Genomic DNA, 16,584 nt, shown 5'->3' on the forward strand with positions numbered 1-16,584 from the left:
CCGAGAGTTCAGCCTTTAGTGTCAGTAATCTGCTGACGGGCTGGATTAGTTATGTACGGACTGATTACCGTGATTCACTAATCAACGAATCGCACTAGTAGTAGTCTTGCAGTTTCTATCTCAGGCATGGTATCAGAGTAGGAAGATAAACGCTACTTTAAACAAGCGTGTTTTTTTCCAAACATTAATATAATGCTCTTACTATGAGCATCTACCAATCTCTGAAAAAATCTTATACACCAGATCGTCGGCGTGAAAATGACTGGCGGTTATTTTTGCGTTTGGTGCCTTATGCCCGTCGTAACGGGCGGCTACTGGCGCTGTCAATGTGCCTACTTGTACCGATCGCACTAGCTAATGCCTTACAACCTTTCTTGATTGGCCAAGTAATCTCCCTAATTCGTAACGAACCAAGCACTTACGAATTTTTTAGGAATCGTCCCTTCTCGCAAGGGCTACATGTCCTAGAGGGATTACTGATAATTGCGATCGCCATCCAATTGATATTGACAGGTTTGCAAGGTTATATAGTCCAAAAGCTAGGGCAACAAATCACCGCAGCAATTCGCCATGACTTATTTCAACATGTAACATCTCTAGCAGTGCGCTTTTTTGACCGCACACCCGTAGGTAAATTAATTACCAGAATCACCAGCGATGTGGAAGTGTTAGGCGATGTCTTTTCTACTGGGGCAATTGGCATTATCTCTGATTTGTTTTTAATGCTAGTGACTCTGGGTTTAATGTTTTCCATCCAGTGGGAACTTTCTTGCTTGCTGTTATTGATGCTGTTACCAACTAGCTGGGTAATTGTTTACATTCAAAAACAGTACCGCAAAGCCAATTACAAAGGGCGAGAAGAACTTTCGATTCTGAATTCACAGCTACAAGAAAATGTGCTTGGTATTAACGTCGTGCAGTTGTTCCGTAGAGAAAAATTTAATGCGGAATTGTTTCGTGCTACGAACAACAACTACATTCAGCAAATGGATAAAACCATCTTTTATGATTCATTTGTTTCAGCAACCTTAGAATGGATTGGACTAATCGCGATCGCAGGTGTTTTATGCGTGGGTGGTTGGTTGCTGTTGGGAAAAAACTTGACTTTCGGGACTTTATCTACATTTGTATTGTATGCCCAGCGATTATTTGACCCTTTAAGGGCTTTTGCGGAAAAATTTACGGTAATTCAAGCTGGTTTCACTGCCATTGAACGTGTAAGCGATATATTAGATGAACCGATAGAAATTCGCGATCGCGCCAATGTCCGCTTCTCAATCTTTGATGCGAAATTTGGCTACATCGACGAAATCGTGGCAAATCTAGAATCCCCAGACCTCACTTCTCCCCCAGAACTGGGAGAGATTCGTTTTGATCGCGTCTGGTTTGCTTACAAAAATGATGATTACGTAATTAAAGACTTAGATTTCACCATTCATCCTGGTGAAAAAATTGCATTAGTTGGTCCCACTGGTGCAGGTAAAACTTCGATTATCCGTCTTTTATGCCGCCTCTACGAACCCACCAAAGGACGCATTCTCATAGATGGCGTAGACATTCGGGAAGTACCACAAGCAGAACTGCGGCGTTACATGGCAGTAATTTTACAAGAAGGCTTTTTGTTTGCTGGCGATGTAAAAAGCAACATTTCTTTAGGAGATGGCTATACTACTGAACAGATTCAACAAGCAGCAGAACAAACCAACATTGCCCAGTTTATAGAAGAACTACCCCAAGGTTATGATACTCAACTTCGAGAACGGGGTACAAATATTTCTAGTGGTCAAAAGCAACTTTTAGCCTTTGCACGCGCTGCCATTCGCAATCCGCAAATTTTAGTACTAGATGAGGCTACCGCTAGTTTGGATGTTGGCACAGAAGCTTTAGTTCAAGAGGCATTAAACCAGCTTTTGCTTAGACGTACCGCCATTATTATTGCTCACCGCTTGTCTACGATTCGGAATGTAGACCGGATTTTTGTTCTCAAGCGCGGCGAATTAATCGAACAGGGAAGTCATGAACAACTATTGCAACAAGGAGGGCTTTATGCCACTTTACATAACTTGCAGATGTTGGGAAGTTAGTATATTTTCAGAATAATCTGATTGAAATATCAATACCTCGCTTGCAAGTTGCAATAGAATCTAACAGAATATAGAGAATCATCTGCTCTATTGAAGATATTAAGGCTTCAGTGCAATGGGTCGCTAACCAGCCTGCTCAAACACTGAAGCAAATGTCACGAAAAGGCTGGGAGTATGCAAAGAGCTAATCATACAAGAGAGAAGTTTACAGAAGAATATCGGAGTGCTGTAGAGCAAATTATCAGCACATATCAGAAATAGATCAAAACTCCCCGCTTCTTGTTCTGAACGTAAAAGGATTTTCTCTTTGCTTTTAAATGGCAAGCAGCCCTCAAAATTATCTTCAGCCAGCAAACAGCCCAATCCTCGACAATCAATCGAATATTAACTATTTCGGGAGTGCGATCGCTAGTTTGCAACTATCCATTGTTCTTGTACCTCACTCAACCGAGAACCGCTATATCCTGGTTTAATTAATAAGTCTTTAGTTTTGTGTTTCTAGAGTGTTATCATTTTATACCAATTTCGGAAACGAATGCAACAGATGTGTAGGTTGGGTTGAACTTTAGTGTTACCCAACAAAGTACTAGATACTCATCTAACCTACCACTTTTGGCGCATCAACCTGCAAACTCATCTGCTCACAACGCACAGTTAACCAAGGTTGACCTAAACTTATTCCAAAAAAAGGACTTTCGGTGGGGATTTCTAACTTAGAACCAATCAAACCCAACACAGACTTAAATTCAGCAGGGAATATCAGCAAATCAGCACCCTTAGCGCTGAAACTAGAAGCACTTAATCGCTGTCTCCATGTCAAGCTTTGTTGATTATACTTAAGACTACACAATTTCTGGTTTTCCTGATGCACAGTAACATACTTTCCTTGTTCCCAGGTAAACTTAGCTAGTTCCTTTGGTAGTCCCCAAATTTCTCGACCACCAGCCACCGAATCAACATTATCTACATAAATGTGAGAAATCCAAGCGCCGATTTTCCTCTGATAATTAATCAAAGCTGGGACAACAATTAACTCACTATACTCCAGTACTGAGCCTGACCCGTAATTAGAGAGATACACGCTAGCGAGGGTTTTACCAGGCCATACAGAAATAATTTCTAACTCTAAGGGAATCAAAGAGCGCACTTGGTCAATATTTACCAAATGTAGAGTTTGGATAGCATAACCTTGAAGTGTCCAAGGTGCTTGTGGATATGGCATAAGAGATTAACCTGACTTGATATAATACCATTTCACCAAATTCCTGATACAAATCTCTTTCCCTGCCTCCCCTGTTTGCCTAAATGTATCAACTTTAAAGTGAAACGGTATAACTCCTAATTCTTAACCCCTAACTCCTTAAAAAAAATCCCCACTCAGGCATTTGCCTGAGTGGGTAATATGAGGTCGAACAAAACAATCTTCCCAAAAGAAGTAGAGGAATTATTTGCTCTCTGTAAAATCAGCGTCAATCACATCGTCGCCGTTACTAGAACTAGAAGAACTGCTACTATCTTGAGGTTCACCACCAGATGTAGCACCGGCACCAGCACCAGCACTTGCACCAGCTTGTTGATAGATGTTGCTACCAACAGCGAATAACGCTTGTTGCAATTCTGGGGTGAGCTTCTTGATTTGCTCATCGTCTTCTTTAGCAACTGCTTCCCGCAGTTCTTTTACTAAACCTTCGACTTTAGTCTTGTCAGCATCAGGAACTTTATCGCCTAACTCTTGTAACTGCTTTTCAGCTTGGTATGCCAAAGAATCGGCTTGGTTCTTGCGTTCAATCTTTTCACGCCGCTCTTTGTCAGATGAAGCGTTCTGTTCAGCTTCTCTAACCATCCGGTCAACATCATTTTTATCCAGGGTAGAAGCGCCAGTTATGCTGATGGACTGTTCTTTACCAGTACCTTTGTCCTTAGCGGTGACGTTAAGGATACCATTAGCGTCAATGTCAAATACCACTTCAATTTGAGGGACGCCACGTGGTGCAGGAGGAATACCATCGAGGCGGAAGGTTCCCAAGCTCTTGTTATCGTTAGAGAATTCGCGTTCACCTTGGAGGACGTGAATTTCTACATTAGTTTGTCCATCCACAGCAGTGGAGAAGACTTCCGATTTTTTGGTAGGAATTGTGGTGTTGCGGGGGATAATTTTAGTCATCACGCCGCCCAATGTTTCCACACCCAAAGATAGAGGTGTCACGTCTAACAGCAAGATACCAGTTACATCACCAGCCAGTACCCCAGCTTGAATGGCTGCACCAATCGCGACGACTTCATCGGGGTTAACGCTTTGGTTGGGGTCTTTACCCAATACCTGCTTCACAATCTGTTGGACTGCGGGAATCCGTGTAGAACCACCAACTAACACCACTTCATCAATATCGTTTTTGTTTAACTTGGCATCCCGAAGGGCGTTTTCCACAGGAATACGGCAACGGTCGATTAAATCAGAACAAAGTTCTTCAAACTGAGCGCGAGTTAGGGTTGTATCCAGGTGCTTGGGCCCATCCTGGGTTGCAGTGATAAATGGTAGGTTGATTTCTGCTTGGCTGACACTAGAAAGCTCAATTTTGGCTTTTTCTGCGGCTTCAGTTAGACGTTGTAAAGCTTGCTTGTCTTTCCGTAGGTCAATACCTTCAGCTTTCTTGAACTTCTCTGCTAAGAAGTCAACTATTTTTTTGTCGAAGTCGTCACCACCAAGGTGGGTATCACCAGATGTGGCTAGTACTTCAAAAACTCCGTCTCCTACTTCCAGTACGGATACGTCAAAGGTACCACCACCAAGGTCAAATACGAGGATAGTTTCGTTACTCTTCTTGTCAAATCCATAAGCCAGAGAAGCAGCTGTAGGCTCGTTGATAATCCGTAGAACTTCAATCCCAGCAATTTTACCAGCGTCTTTTGTCGCTTGCCGTTGCGAGTCGTTGAAGTATGCAGGAACGGTGATTACAGCTTGGGTTACAGTTTCACCCAGGTATTTGCTGGCATCTTCAACCAGTTTGCGGAGAACTTGTGCAGAAATTTCTTCTGGAGCAAATTGCTTACCAGCGCCTGGAGAGTCTAGCTTGACATTGCCGCCGCTACTCAGGACTTTGTAAGAAACTTCAGTAGTCTCCTTTGTAACTTCGTCAAAGCGGCGTCCAATAAAGCGCTTGACAGAGTAAAACGTGTTTTCGGGGTTCATCACCGCTTGACGTTTGGCGATTTGACCAACCAAGCGATCGCCATTTTTCGCAAATGCGACTACTGATGGCGTTGTCCGAAAACCTTCAGCATTAGCAATTACTGTGGGTTTACCACCTTCCATCACTGCTACGCAGGAGTTCGTTGTTCCTAAGTCAATTCCAACTACTTTTGCCATTTTAGGTGCTGGCTCCGTATAACTACAAATGAATGAATGAGAATATAAAGCACTAAATTTTGAACCAACAGGGTCAAGAAATCAGCCAGTTCAGCATGAATACCTTTGATTTGGCTTTCCTGGGGTTAAAACTCCAGACTATGCTGATATATATACTGAAGCTTAGTGGTAGCCAGTCCATGAAGGGTGGTTTCCCGAACCTTACTTGGGACGGTTAAACTAACTAAATTTTGTTTTTAGTTGGTTCATGGATTAATTTGTCTTCACTCTGTCTAATGTATGAGAATTAATACTTTCAGTAATTAGGGTGAACCGTAACATCTGAGTGGTGTTTGCCGTCTTTAGAGGCAACAAACTACAGAAGTACTGAGAATAGAAGGAGGTTAAGTTTTTGGGCATGGGGAAGATCGTACCGCCACAATGCCCTGTTTGGTCCAAGCGACGGGGGGAACAACCTCATCCACGCCACTTGCTCTCTGGAGTTTCCTGTCGCTTTCAATGAATCCACACTGTAGATGAGACAATTGCTGCGGCAATTACTTAGTGTATTAGTAACATAATTGACTAACTGAAGTAAGACTTACTTATTGACAAATCAGACAAAAAATTAACTTACATAAATAGGAAAATAATATTTTTTATAAAAAATAACCAGCAGTCAACAAAACTGCTGATTTATTTACCAACTTTGGAACTTGTGATAAGCGTTTGTAACCCAGTTATAACTTATGATTCTGCGGTTGAATTTTGCTGAAGCAAAGTATGCGTTAATGCGCGTTAAAGAAACGTCATCCTATTCTTTCAAAATAGGTGTGTTATGAATTCATTAGAAGGCTTAAACTTCGTCTTGAGAACTTTCTTTTTGAATCCAGATAAATACTAAAGCAAACACTGGAAAAGGCAAGATATAGAATACTAAGGGAATCATTATCCAGGGTAGCCATGAAGCTGCATAATCACCTGTTAGTTGTGTTATATCTACCATAATGTATTCTCCTCATGAATTCAAAGTTGAAAATTTTATGTAATACCGATTCTCCAAAATTCAGCAACAGATCAAAATTCATAAACCCTTGTAATGTAAAATATTGCTTTTTGAATTTTGTTAGCGCAGCGTAAAGCCTTCAGTATGGCTTCGCTTAGAGCGAGTCCGCGAGCGTCATTTTGAATTTTGAATTTGAATTTTGAATTGGTATAAGCCACCCTCTGGGCGTCTCCAAAACTCCAAAGATAAGCTTGATTAACTAGCGTTAACCGCACCTCGCAAGATGGCATCTAAAGAATCAAAATTTTCTAGTAGAAAGTAGGCAAATATGGCGCCACCCATTGCACCTACAAAAATTCCACCATTTAATTGACTCCATTCTTCACGATTTCTTAGTGGTCGAAGTGAGTCTTCAGAATGTGAATTATAAGCTCCTTTAGGATTTCCTTGGAAAGTAGTAATTGCAAAAATGGAAATACCCAAACAGGCTGATAGAGCTATATATATGGAGGTAATTAATCCACTGAGATTGGTTCCATGTGCAGATTCTCGTAGAGGGCCAACCACAACCTCTGGCCCAACTAATAAATAACCATGAGCCATGCCAATTTCTAACCCCCGCATGAAAGGTGTTAACCCTTTACGGTAGGCGGGCAAATTATTAATGAAAGCCTTAGCTAAGGGAGAATCATTGATAGGAGTGGATAGATTACCAAGCTGAGGGTCTCCTTTGTAGGGTTTAATTATGTCTTCCTCATTGTACTGTTTAATTGTCTCTGCCGTGTCAACTGAATTAGACATTATTATTTCTCCTAATTATCTTACTTAAATACTATCATTTGTATGTAAAATTAGAAATATATTATTGAAACTTAACATATTAGAAACTAAAAAACTCTCCTACCAAAATAGGTAAGAGAGGAGGTCGAAAACTGAATATTTTTAGCTGAAAACTTGCATATTAATTACGCATTTTTTTGCAAATAACTAGAATTAGTTGCGTAATTTAAAGTGTAGTTAAACAGCTTTAAAGCTTAACCAAACTTCCCTGCTGTTGAGGCAATTAAGAAAGCTCCATAGGTTGCGATATAACCAACAGTAAAGTGAGTTAAGCCGACTAAACGAGCTTGAACAATTGACAAAGCAACGGGCTTATCTCTCCAGTAGCCAAAAGATAGTGGAGTCTGTTCGTGCGCCCAGGCTAAGGTTTCGATTAATTCTTGCCAGTAACCCCGCCAGGTAATCAAGAACATGAAGCTAACAGCCCAAGCTAGGTGTCCAAAGAGGAACATCCAAGCCCAAACGGCTAAGTTATTTGTGCCATAAGGGTTATAGCCATTAATCAACTGTGCGGAGTTCGCCCAAAGGTAGTCTCGGAACCAGCCCATAAGATAGGTAGAAGACTCGTTAAATTGGGCGACATTGCCTTGCCAGATGGCAAGATGTTTCCAGTGCCAGTAGAAGGTGACCCAACCAAGGGTGTTAAGCATCCAAAACATGGCGAGGTAGGAAGCATCCCACGCAGAAATATCACAAGTGCCACCCCGTCCAGGACCATCGCAGGGGAAAGCATAGCCAAAGTCTTTTTTATCCGGCATGAGCTTAGTACCGCGAGCATCCAGCGCACCTTTGACTAAGATCAGGGTGGTGACATGCAAACCGAGGGCGATCGCATGATGTACATAAAAATCACCAGGGCCAATTGTCAGGAATAAGGAGTTGGTGCCATTGTTAATTGCATCCAACCAACCCGGCAACCAGACATTGCCATGATTAGGCCATGCCGTGAAAGCAATACTATGTGGATTTGACAGTAACGTGTTAAACCCATATAGCAGCTTACCGTTAGCCGCCTGGATAAACTGAGCAAATACAGGCTCAATCAATATTTGTTTGTCAGCCGCCCCAAAGGCTACTTCTACATCATTGTGGACGTACAAACCCAAAGTATGGAAGCCCAAGAACATCGATACCCAGCTAAGATGAGAAATAATCGCTTCTTTGTGCTTAAGTACCCGCTCTAGAACATTTCCTCGATTCTGTTCTGGGTCATAGTCCTTAATCCAGAAGATTGCAGCGTGGGAAAACGCCCCTACCATCAAGAAACCAGCAATGTACTGATGGTGTGTGTATAGTGCCGCCATTGTGGTAAAGTCCTTAGCGATAAACGCGTAAGGCGGCATGGAATACATGTGCTGCGCCGTCAAGGAACTCGCTACACCCAAACAAGCTAATGCCAAAGACAGTTGGAAATGCAAAGAATTATTAACGGTTTCGTACAGTCCTTGGTGGGGTAAGTTGAACGGCCCCTCAACTTTATTACCGTAGAAGTCCTTGGAGTCCATCATCTCTTTGATGCTGTGACCAATACCCCAGTTAGTCCGGTACATGTGACCTGCAACAATGAAGATTACAGCGATCGCCAAATGGTGATGCGCCATATCTGTCAGCCACAAAGAGGAAGTCTGGGGATGGAAACCACCCAAAAAGGTGAGAATTGCTGTTCCTGCGCCTTGGGAACTATTAAATACATGGGCTGGCGTATCGGGATTTTGCGCGTATGCCGCCCAGTCCCCAGTAAAGAACGGTTGCAAACCACCTGGGTGCGGTGGGGTAGACAAGAAATTATCCCAACCTACATGAATACCACGGGATTCAGGAATAGCAACGTGTATTAAGTGACCAGCCCAAGCTAAGGAACTGACACCAAATAAACCCGCTAAGTGATGGTTGAGACGAGGTTCTGCACTCTTGAACCAAGCCAAGCCAGGACGGAATTTGGGCTTTAAATGCAACGCGCCTGCAAACAAAAATACAGCCGCCAGCAAAACTAGGAAAATGGCCCCAACATACAGCTCATTATTCGTCCGCAACCCGATGGTGTACCACCAGTGATAAACACCAGAGTAGCAAATATCTACCGGGTTACGCGCTCCCGCTTGGGTGTAAGCTTCAATTGCCCCTGGGCCAAATTGAGCATCCCAAATTGCGTGGGCGATGGGACGGATATGTATGGGGTCTTTAATCCATAGTTCAAAATTACCTTGCCAAGCAACGTGAAACAAAATCCCCGACGCCCACAGAAAGATAATTGCCAGATGACCGAAGTGAGAAGAAAAAATCCTTTGATAAAGATTTTCCTCCGTCATGCCATCTTGACTTTCAAAATCGTGAGCCGTAGCGATCGAATACCAAATGCGTCGCGTCGTTGGATCTTGTGCAAGGTCTTGGCTAAATTTGGGAAATTTAGTCGCCATAGTTTTAAAAGTTTTGAGATTTTCTCGTTACCCAGGCTGAGTCTGGGAGTACACATCCAGAGGTTGAACCTTTCAAGAAACCAGGGGACAGGAAATGAGGTTGTCTTCTGGATGAGGGAGATGAGGGAGATGTTAATACTATTTCTTCTCCCCTGCTCCCTGCTCCCTGCTCCCTGCTCCCCTGCCTCCTGGATTAGGCGAACAAAAGGAGTATCATCCCAATGCCGACATTCGCGCCAGGAAGAATGCCCAAGTCGTGACGATTCCTCCCAAAAGGTAATGAGCTACCCCTACAGCTCGACCATGAGTGATGCTCAAAGCGCGAGGCTGAATAGCTGGGGCAATTTTCAACTTGTTGTGCGCCCAAACAATTGATTCGATTAATTCTTGCCAGTAGCCACGACCACTAAACAGGAACATCAGACTAAAGCCAAAAACGAAGTGTCCCCCTAAGAACATTAAGCCGTAGCCCGAAAGTGCTGAATTGTAAGATGTGATTACTTGCGTTGCCTGCGCCCAGAGGAAATCACGCAACCAGCCGTTATTAGTAATCGATGATTGGGCAAAGTTTCCGCCCGTAATGTGCGTCACTACCCCATCTGCATCTACCGTCCCCCAGACATCCGACTGCATCTTCCAGAAGAAGTGGAAAATCACCATTGACAAGGAGTTATACATCCAGAACAGACCCAGGAAAACATGATCCCAAGCTGATACCTGGCAAGTACCGCCTCGTCCCGGCCCATCACAGGGGAAGCGGAAGCCCAAATTCGCTTTATCTGGAATTAAACGCGAACTGCGGGCAAACAACACACCCTTCAGCAGTACTAAAACAGTGACGTGAATTGTGAAGGCGTGAATGTGGTGAATCATAAAATCCGCAGTACCCAAACTAATGGGCATCATCGCCACTTTGCCAGCCACTGCGACAATACCGCCACCCCAGGCATAGCTCACAGGCTCGTGCAAATTAGGTGCAGCAGTTCCCACTCCGCTCAGTGCTATATTTCGCAAGCCGCCGAATGTATCACCCAGAGGTGCAGCAGCTTGGAGAGCTGGATTGCCGATGGTCATCGTCTGGATGTGTTGTATCCACTGAGCAAACACTGGCTGTAACTGAATTCCCGTATCCGAGAACATATCTTGGGGACGACCAAAAGCCCGCATGGTGTCGTTGTGACAGTACATCGCAAAGCTATGGAAGCCCAGGAATTGACATACCCAAGCTAGGTGAGAGATGATTGCATCGCGGTGGCGGATCGTCCGATCCAACACGTTGTTGACATGGTGGGCTGGATTGTAGTCCCGTACCATGAAGATGCCTGCGTGAGCCGCGCCCCCAACAATGCAGAAACCTGCAATCCATACGTGGTGGGTGAATAGCGATGTAACGGTCGCATAATCCGTTGCCAGATAAGGATAAGGGGGCATCGCGTACATGTGGTGCGCCACAAGGAGGCTGGCTGTTCCAAACTGTACTAGGTGGATAGATAGATTAGCGTGCCAGGAAGTCTGGAAAATTTTATCGAGGCCTTTATGACCGACAGGCCCAATAAAGCTGAATAATGGCAGCATCTTCGGAGTTCTGGCATCATCGAGCAGTTCCTTGAAGTCGTGGCCGATGCCCCAATTCGTGCGGTAGAAATGGCCGGCAATGATGAATAGCACTGCGATCGCTAAATGATGGTGTGCTATATCTGTTAACCACAAGCCGCCCGTCACGGGGTTCAGACCACCCTTAAAGGTCAAGAAGTCAACAAAACGATCCCACTCCAAGGTGAAGAAAGGCACTACACCCGAAACAAAACCCCAACTTGCACTGGGATACAGTTGATCCATCAACTTGGAATTCAAGATAAATTCGTGGGGTAAAGGAATGTCTCCTAGAGCTACCCCAGCATCTAACAACTTGTTAGTTGGTGAGGCAACATGAATCAGGTGTCCTGTCCAACCCAAAGAACCCAAGCCTAAAAGCCCTGCCAGGTGGTGGTTCATCATTGACTCCCAATTCAGGAACCATTCCAACTTGGGAGCGCGTTTATGGTAGTGGAACCAGCCAGCAAACAGCATCAGTGCTGCCATCACCAAGGCACCAATGGCAGTGCAATATAGTTGGTACGTATTAGTAAAACCCTGTCCACGCCACATCTGGAAGAGTCCAGAGGTAATTTGAATGCCGTGGAAGCCGCCGCCCACATCTCCATTCAAAATTTCTTGACCAAATATCGGCCAGACAACTTGGGCGCTGGGTTTAATGCCAGTTGGGTTCGCCATCCAAGATTCAAAATTGGAAAAGCGAGCGCCATGAAAATACATACCGCTCAACCAAATAAACACTACAGCTAAGTGTCCGAAGTGAGCGGCGAAGATTTTGCGCGATACGTCTTGTAAATCGCTGGTATGAGTATCAAAATCGTGGGCGAGTGCGTGGAGGTTCCAAATCCAAGTGGTGGTTTTGGGGCCTCTGGCAAGGGTGCGGTCAAAGTGTCCTGGTTCCGACCACTTCTTAAATGAAGTTGGCACCGGTTCATTATCAACCACAACCCTTACCTTTTGCTCTCGCTCCGGAGTAATTGTCATTAGAAATTCTCCCTTTTCTGTGAAAGAAATGAGAAATTTACCCTGCTCAAAGTTTCTGTATAAGTAGTTAGTTATTAGTTGGTAGTCGCTAACCAAAAATAATTAACTGCTTGAGCAATTTACAACTTTGAGTTTTGTCTATTGGTAAGCTGTTCCACATTTGAATTGCATAATTTCAGAAATAAAATCCTCTAAAAGTTCAGATACATAAGAACTAGAGAATGTCTTTCTGATAAGTTATCCAATTTAGGTGACTTTCAGTTTAATGATTTAACAGCAGAGAAAAAAGCCAGCGATTGACTAACCAGTGACGCTAGATTAGCGAAACAAAGGTAACTCAAGAGAAATAATTAGCTGAAAAACTCTTTCATTGGAGAGAATAAGAAATAAAAATGAAGAACCCATGAAGAAAAATGCTTTCTTAACGAAAGGTTACATTTGTGTAGTTATTAAGAGAAGGCAGGAGGCAGATCGTGCAGCATGTCGTCAGACAGGGCAAGAAGAAAGTGCTGATCAATGAAAACTTTAATTTTGGGTATAAAACCCAGTTTAAAAAGAAGAATTTTGTCGAGCGGAAAGTGCCTAAGTCCCACTAACTGAACTGTATTGTCTTAATAGGGTAGGCAAAAAATATGAAAAACTCATGAAGAATGTTAACAGTTAACTGTTAACTTTTAACGCCTGTGCAACTTGTTCAGACAGAGTAAAGGGATCGTAAGGCTTAGTAATTACTGCCGCAACTTTTAGTTGAGTAAACTGACGCTGTTCGGCAGCTTGTGCTTTTGCTGTTAATAAAATCACGGGAATATTCTGGGTTTGGGGATTTGCTTGCAGATTCTCCAACGTCGTCAACCCATCCATATCCGGCATCATTACATCTAAGAGAATCACATCTGGATGTTCTAAAGCCGCTTTGAACAAACCTTCTTTACCAGAACCAGCTGTCAGCACTTCCCATTCATTAGCTATCTCTAGACATATCTGAGTGGTTTCTCGGATATCTTCTTCATCATCAATAATCAAGATGCGCTTGTTCATTTGTTATACCATTTTGGATTTTAAATTTTGGTGAAGCAGTATGGTCTTATCCTTAAATGCGAGCCTCTTCCTTTAAGAGAAGAGGAGACCATGCCGTTCCTACGTCGCTAACGCAATGCTTACGAGCGTTACGAGCGTCTGGGAGTTTCCCCCATGAGGCGCGTAATGCACCGGGCCTTCAATCATGGTGCGTTATGGCTGACGCCTAATACACCCTACTGGCGTGGCAAGACTAAAATGTTGCAATAAATTTTCTTGTAGTGTGGGCATCTTGCCCGCACTGGACGGGCGAGACGCCCATCCCACAAGAGTTTTCTAATGCACTATTTTAGACTTGTCACTCTACTACACAAACTTTATATTTGTTTACATACATCTGTTTTTCATCGTTTATCTAACCTAAGTTGCTAGTTACAAAAATGCCTGCTTTAAGGTGAAGGCAAAGATAAAAAAAGCTAAGAGCTTTAGTAAAAAACTTTTCATAGTCACTGCATGGATTGATTTAGGAAACTTCTGAGTAATGAGTAGGTTAATTACTAATAGGTAATGTGAAATAAAATGTACTACCTTTTCCTAAAGTACTTTCTGCCCAAATCTGGCCTCCGTGCTGTTGTATAATGCTGCGGCAGATTGCTAATCCTAAGCCAGTTCCCCCTTGATGACGCGAGTTAGAGGCATCGACTTGCTGAAAACGGTCAAAAATCGTTTCTAATTTATCCTCAGGAATTCCTCGCCCTTGGTCTTTTACCTGGAATAATATGTTGGAGTGGCAAGGGTTAGAGGAAGAACTAATCCCTTTTGTGACATCTGTATTTATTTCTTTCCTAGTCTCTACTTCCGCACTCAACGAAACTGTAAAACCTGGAGACGAAAATTTAATCGCGTTACTGAGTAAGTTGGTGAGTGTCTGGATGATGCGGTCTGAATCTGCCCATAACTGCACTGAAAGGGGTATTAATTCTAGCTTAATCTCTGCTTTTTCAGCCATTGCCTGCATTTCATCCACTGCTTGGCTCATCAAGTTAGATGCATCGCATATCTGTTTATACATCGTTGCTTTGCCGGAATTGATGCGTTCAATATCAAGGATGTCGTTAATCAGACGCACCAAACGGTTAGTGTTATCAAAGGCAATTTCCAGCATCCGCTGACTTTTTTCTGGTTGATCGTTTAAAGAACCATGTGCTAGTAAACCTAAAGCGCTGCGAATTGAGGTGAGAGGTGTCCGTAGTTCGTGACTTACCACTGAGACAAACTCATCCTTCATTTGCTCGACTATCTGTCGCTCGGTAATATCCTTAAATATAACCACTGCTCCGACAATATCGCCTTGTTCTCTAATTGGTGTACTTACATACTCAACTGGAAATTTTGACCCATCACAACGATAAAATATGTCATCAGAAATATGTTGTACTGCCCCAGTTTCCAGAGTGGCGCAAATGGGATTTTTTTCCCAGCAATAGGGAGTGTCGTCAGGTTGAGAATGGTTCACAATCTCGTGCATAAATTGATTTTTTAGTTCTTTTACCCCAGATAAAAGCATTCTGGCTGCTGCTGGATTGACAAAGGTGATTTTACCTTGGGAATTTAAACCGTAAATTCCCTCACCTGCGGAGTTCAAAATTAACTCGCTCTGTCGGCTGAGGCGTTCTAGAGAGGCTTGTGTTTGCTGGCGAGCGCGTAGTGCCCGTTCGCGTTTGCTCATTTCCCGCAACAATCTTTCATTAGCACGCTGTAACTCCACCGTTCGCTCCTGTACTCGCTGCTCTAATTTGGCATTCAAGGCAGAGATTTTTTTCTCAGCTTGCTTGCGTTCTTCAATATCCTGCTGCAAGTCAGCATTGAGCGCGTGAACTTGCTGATAGAGTTCATATTGATGAATTGCCATCGCAAAGTGACTGCCCAAAGCTTGGGCTAGTTCAATTTCTGCGGTTTTCCATTCTTGGGCTTGACTCTGCTTTAACTCTCGCCATACTTCAAAGGATTGAACTGGACGCTGATTTCGCGGATCATTACGATTAACTCGTCGCGCCCACAGAGTTTCTGTGTCTATTTCATGGCGAAAAATACTTAAGTAACCCAATATCTGCTGCCGATATTGCAAGCAAATAACTAATAAGCTGCGAATCCCAGCATCAAAAAACGCCTCTGCCAAGTCTGACTGTAGTGCGGCTTGATATAAATCAGCAATTGCCCACACTAGTTTTCCCTTCTCAACAGTCGCCTCTATGTTTAACCATTCTTGCCAACCAGGATGCTCCTCGAAGAGGATGGGGGCATGGGGCATGGGGCATGGGGAAGCCACTGCGTTCCTGTCGCCTTGCGTCGGAAAGCAAGTGGCATCATGGGGCATTGTTATTCTTTGCTCCTCTGCTTCTGCTCCCCTGCTCCCCTGCTCCCTCACTCCCCACTCCTCACTCCCCATTCCCCAATCTCCACAGCTAAACACTTGAGCAGCCTCACCTGGGTTTTGGGGAGCGATATAAATTCTGCCACCAGCAGCCTGTAAAGCAGAGACAGTCAACTCTAGCGCCTGTTGTAACTGCATTTCGGTCATGGAATGCAGTAGCTTGGCCACGCGGTTAATTGTAGCTTCTTGGTCAGCTTGGGCGCGGGTTTGTTCGAGGAGGGTATTTTGCGCGATCGCAATTGATAATTGATCTGCAACCAGCTGCACTACCTGTAATTCCCGTTCGCTCACCTCTCGCGGCGAACTGTGATGAGATACCAACAATCCCCATAATTGGTCACGATGCAAAATTGGCACCACTAGAGAAGACTGCACTCCCATTGAGGTAAGGTATTCTACGTGACATGGGTCTACGAGTCGAAACCGGATATCATTTTCATCAAGTACCTCGGTCGTTTCTGGACAATCTAAGGGACTCAGTCCAATTTTCTGGGCTGCAACATTGACAATTGAGCGCTGACGAGCTTTCAAAAACAACTCACGAGCTACAAATGGAATATCCTCAGCGGGAAAGTGTTGCCCTAGTAGAGATGGTAAGCGATCGCGGTTAACCGACTCAGCTACAACCTCACCGCTAGCATCTACATCAAAACGATACACTTTTACACGGTCAGTCCCCAAAAATATACGTACTTCAGCAACAGTTCCTGAGAGTATTGCTGGCAACTCTAGGGATTGACGAATGCGGTTCATCATTCGATGTAGCAGCGCTTCTAAGGAGTCGATAGGCTTTTGTTTTTTGTCTTTTGTCATTTGTCCTCTGTCCTCTGTCCTCTGTTGTTTGTCCTTTGTCTTTTGTC

At 43.7% G+C, this 16,584-nt stretch carries 10 protein-coding genes and 1 pseudogene; 2 read left to right on the plus strand and 9 right to left on the minus strand.

From position 1 onward, the window contains the following. Nucleotides 1-203: 203 nt before the first annotated feature. Both V7K56_RS34450 and V7K56_RS34455 read left to right on the plus strand, forming a co-directional pair. Nucleotides 204-2,084, plus strand: a complete 1,881-nt coding sequence (locus tag V7K56_RS34450) for an ABC transporter ATP-binding protein (protein ID WP_334918236.1) — start codon at nucleotides 204-206, stop codon at nucleotides 2,082-2,084. Nucleotides 2,085-2,401: 317 nt separating this feature from the next. Beyond that, the gene (locus V7K56_RS34455) at nucleotides 2,402-2,557 is read left to right on the plus strand and encodes a hypothetical protein (RefSeq protein WP_334918238.1); all 156 of its coding nucleotides are present in this window, start codon (nucleotides 2,402-2,404) and stop codon (nucleotides 2,555-2,557) included. A 125-nt stretch (nucleotides 2,558-2,682) separates the two neighbouring features. On the opposite strand, the gene V7K56_RS34460 is transcribed toward V7K56_RS34455, so the two are convergent. The 9 genes and pseudogenes from V7K56_RS34460 to V7K56_RS34495 form a co-directional block, all read right to left on the minus strand. Then, nucleotides 2,683-3,306: an acetoacetate decarboxylase family protein gene (locus V7K56_RS34460; protein WP_334918240.1), complete on the minus strand. Its 624-nt coding sequence runs from the start codon at nucleotides 3,304-3,306 to the stop codon at nucleotides 2,683-2,685. A gap of 222 nt (nucleotides 3,307-3,528) precedes the next feature. Continuing rightward, the gene (dnaK, locus tag V7K56_RS34465) at nucleotides 3,529-5,451 is read right to left on the minus strand and encodes a molecular chaperone DnaK (protein WP_334918242.1); all 1,923 of its coding nucleotides are present in this window, start codon (nucleotides 5,449-5,451) and stop codon (nucleotides 3,529-3,531) included. 835 nt (nucleotides 5,452-6,286) lie between these two features. Next, nucleotides 6,287-6,436 carry a hypothetical protein gene (locus V7K56_RS34470; RefSeq protein WP_292720095.1) on the minus strand — a complete coding sequence of 50 codons (150 nt, stop codon included), beginning with the start codon at nucleotides 6,434-6,436 and terminating at the stop codon, nucleotides 6,287-6,289. Between the two features lie 255 nt (nucleotides 6,437-6,691). Beyond that, the gene (locus V7K56_RS34475; RefSeq protein ID WP_334918244.1) at nucleotides 6,692-7,237 is read right to left on the minus strand and encodes a photosystem I reaction center subunit XI; all 546 of its coding nucleotides are present in this window, start codon (nucleotides 7,235-7,237) and stop codon (nucleotides 6,692-6,694) included. 233 nt (nucleotides 7,238-7,470) lie between these two features. Beyond that, the gene (gene psaB, locus V7K56_RS34480; protein WP_334918246.1) at nucleotides 7,471-9,693 is read right to left on the minus strand and encodes a photosystem I core protein PsaB; all 2,223 of its coding nucleotides are present in this window, start codon (nucleotides 9,691-9,693) and stop codon (nucleotides 7,471-7,473) included. A 213-nt stretch (nucleotides 9,694-9,906) separates the two neighbouring features. Next, nucleotides 9,907-12,273, minus strand: coding sequence for a photosystem I core protein PsaA (gene psaA, locus V7K56_RS34485; protein ID WP_334918248.1), 2,367 nt, complete (start codon nucleotides 12,271-12,273; stop codon nucleotides 9,907-9,909). 660 nt (nucleotides 12,274-12,933) lie between these two features. Continuing rightward, on the minus strand, nucleotides 12,934-13,311 hold the full coding sequence (locus V7K56_RS34490; protein WP_334918250.1) for a response regulator: 378 nt from the start codon (nucleotides 13,309-13,311) through the stop codon (nucleotides 12,934-12,936). A gap of 411 nt (nucleotides 13,312-13,722) precedes the next feature. Then, nucleotides 13,723-13,833, minus strand: a pseudogene (locus V7K56_RS37380) (IS982 family transposase); the annotation flags it as partial. Between the two features lie 7 nt (nucleotides 13,834-13,840). Further along, nucleotides 13,841-16,537, minus strand: coding sequence for an ATP-binding protein (locus tag V7K56_RS34495; protein WP_334918252.1), 2,697 nt, complete (start codon nucleotides 16,535-16,537; stop codon nucleotides 13,841-13,843). Nucleotides 16,538-16,584 lie beyond the last annotated feature (47 nt).

This window comes from Nostoc sp., from assembly GCF_036917535.1.
Lineage (GTDB): Bacteria > Cyanobacteriota > Cyanobacteriia > Cyanobacteriales > Nostocaceae > Nostoc.

Bases quoted from the DNA above. Each gene is read 5' to 3' on its own strand.
- V7K56_RS34450 (WP_334918236.1), top strand. From the start codon at position 204: ATGAGCATCTACCAATCTCTGAAAAAATCTTATACACCAGATCGTCGG.
- V7K56_RS34455 (WP_334918238.1), top strand. From the start codon at position 2,402: ATGGCAAGCAGCCCTCAAAATTATCTTCAGCCAGCAAACAGCCCAATC.
- V7K56_RS34460 (WP_334918240.1), bottom strand. From the start codon at position 3,306: ATGCCATATCCACAAGCACCTTGGACACTTCAAGGTTATGCTATCCAA.
- dnaK (WP_334918242.1), bottom strand. From the start codon at position 5,451: ATGGCAAAAGTAGTTGGAATTGACTTAGGAACAACGAACTCCTGCGTA.
- V7K56_RS34470 (WP_292720095.1), bottom strand. From the start codon at position 6,436: ATGGTAGATATAACACAACTAACAGGTGATTATGCAGCTTCATGGCTA.
- V7K56_RS34475 (WP_334918244.1), bottom strand. From the start codon at position 7,237: ATGTCTAATTCAGTTGACACGGCAGAGACAATTAAACAGTACAATGAG.
- psaB (WP_334918246.1), bottom strand. From the start codon at position 9,693: ATGGCGACTAAATTTCCCAAATTTAGCCAAGACCTTGCACAAGATCCA.
- psaA (WP_334918248.1), bottom strand. From the start codon at position 12,273: ATGACAATTACTCCGGAGCGAGAGCAAAAGGTAAGGGTTGTGGTTGAT.
- V7K56_RS34490 (WP_334918250.1), bottom strand. From the start codon at position 13,311: ATGAACAAGCGCATCTTGATTATTGATGATGAAGAAGATATCCGAGAA.
- V7K56_RS34495 (WP_334918252.1), bottom strand. From the start codon at position 16,537: ATGACAAAAGACAAAAAACAAAAGCCTATCGACTCCTTAGAAGCGCTG.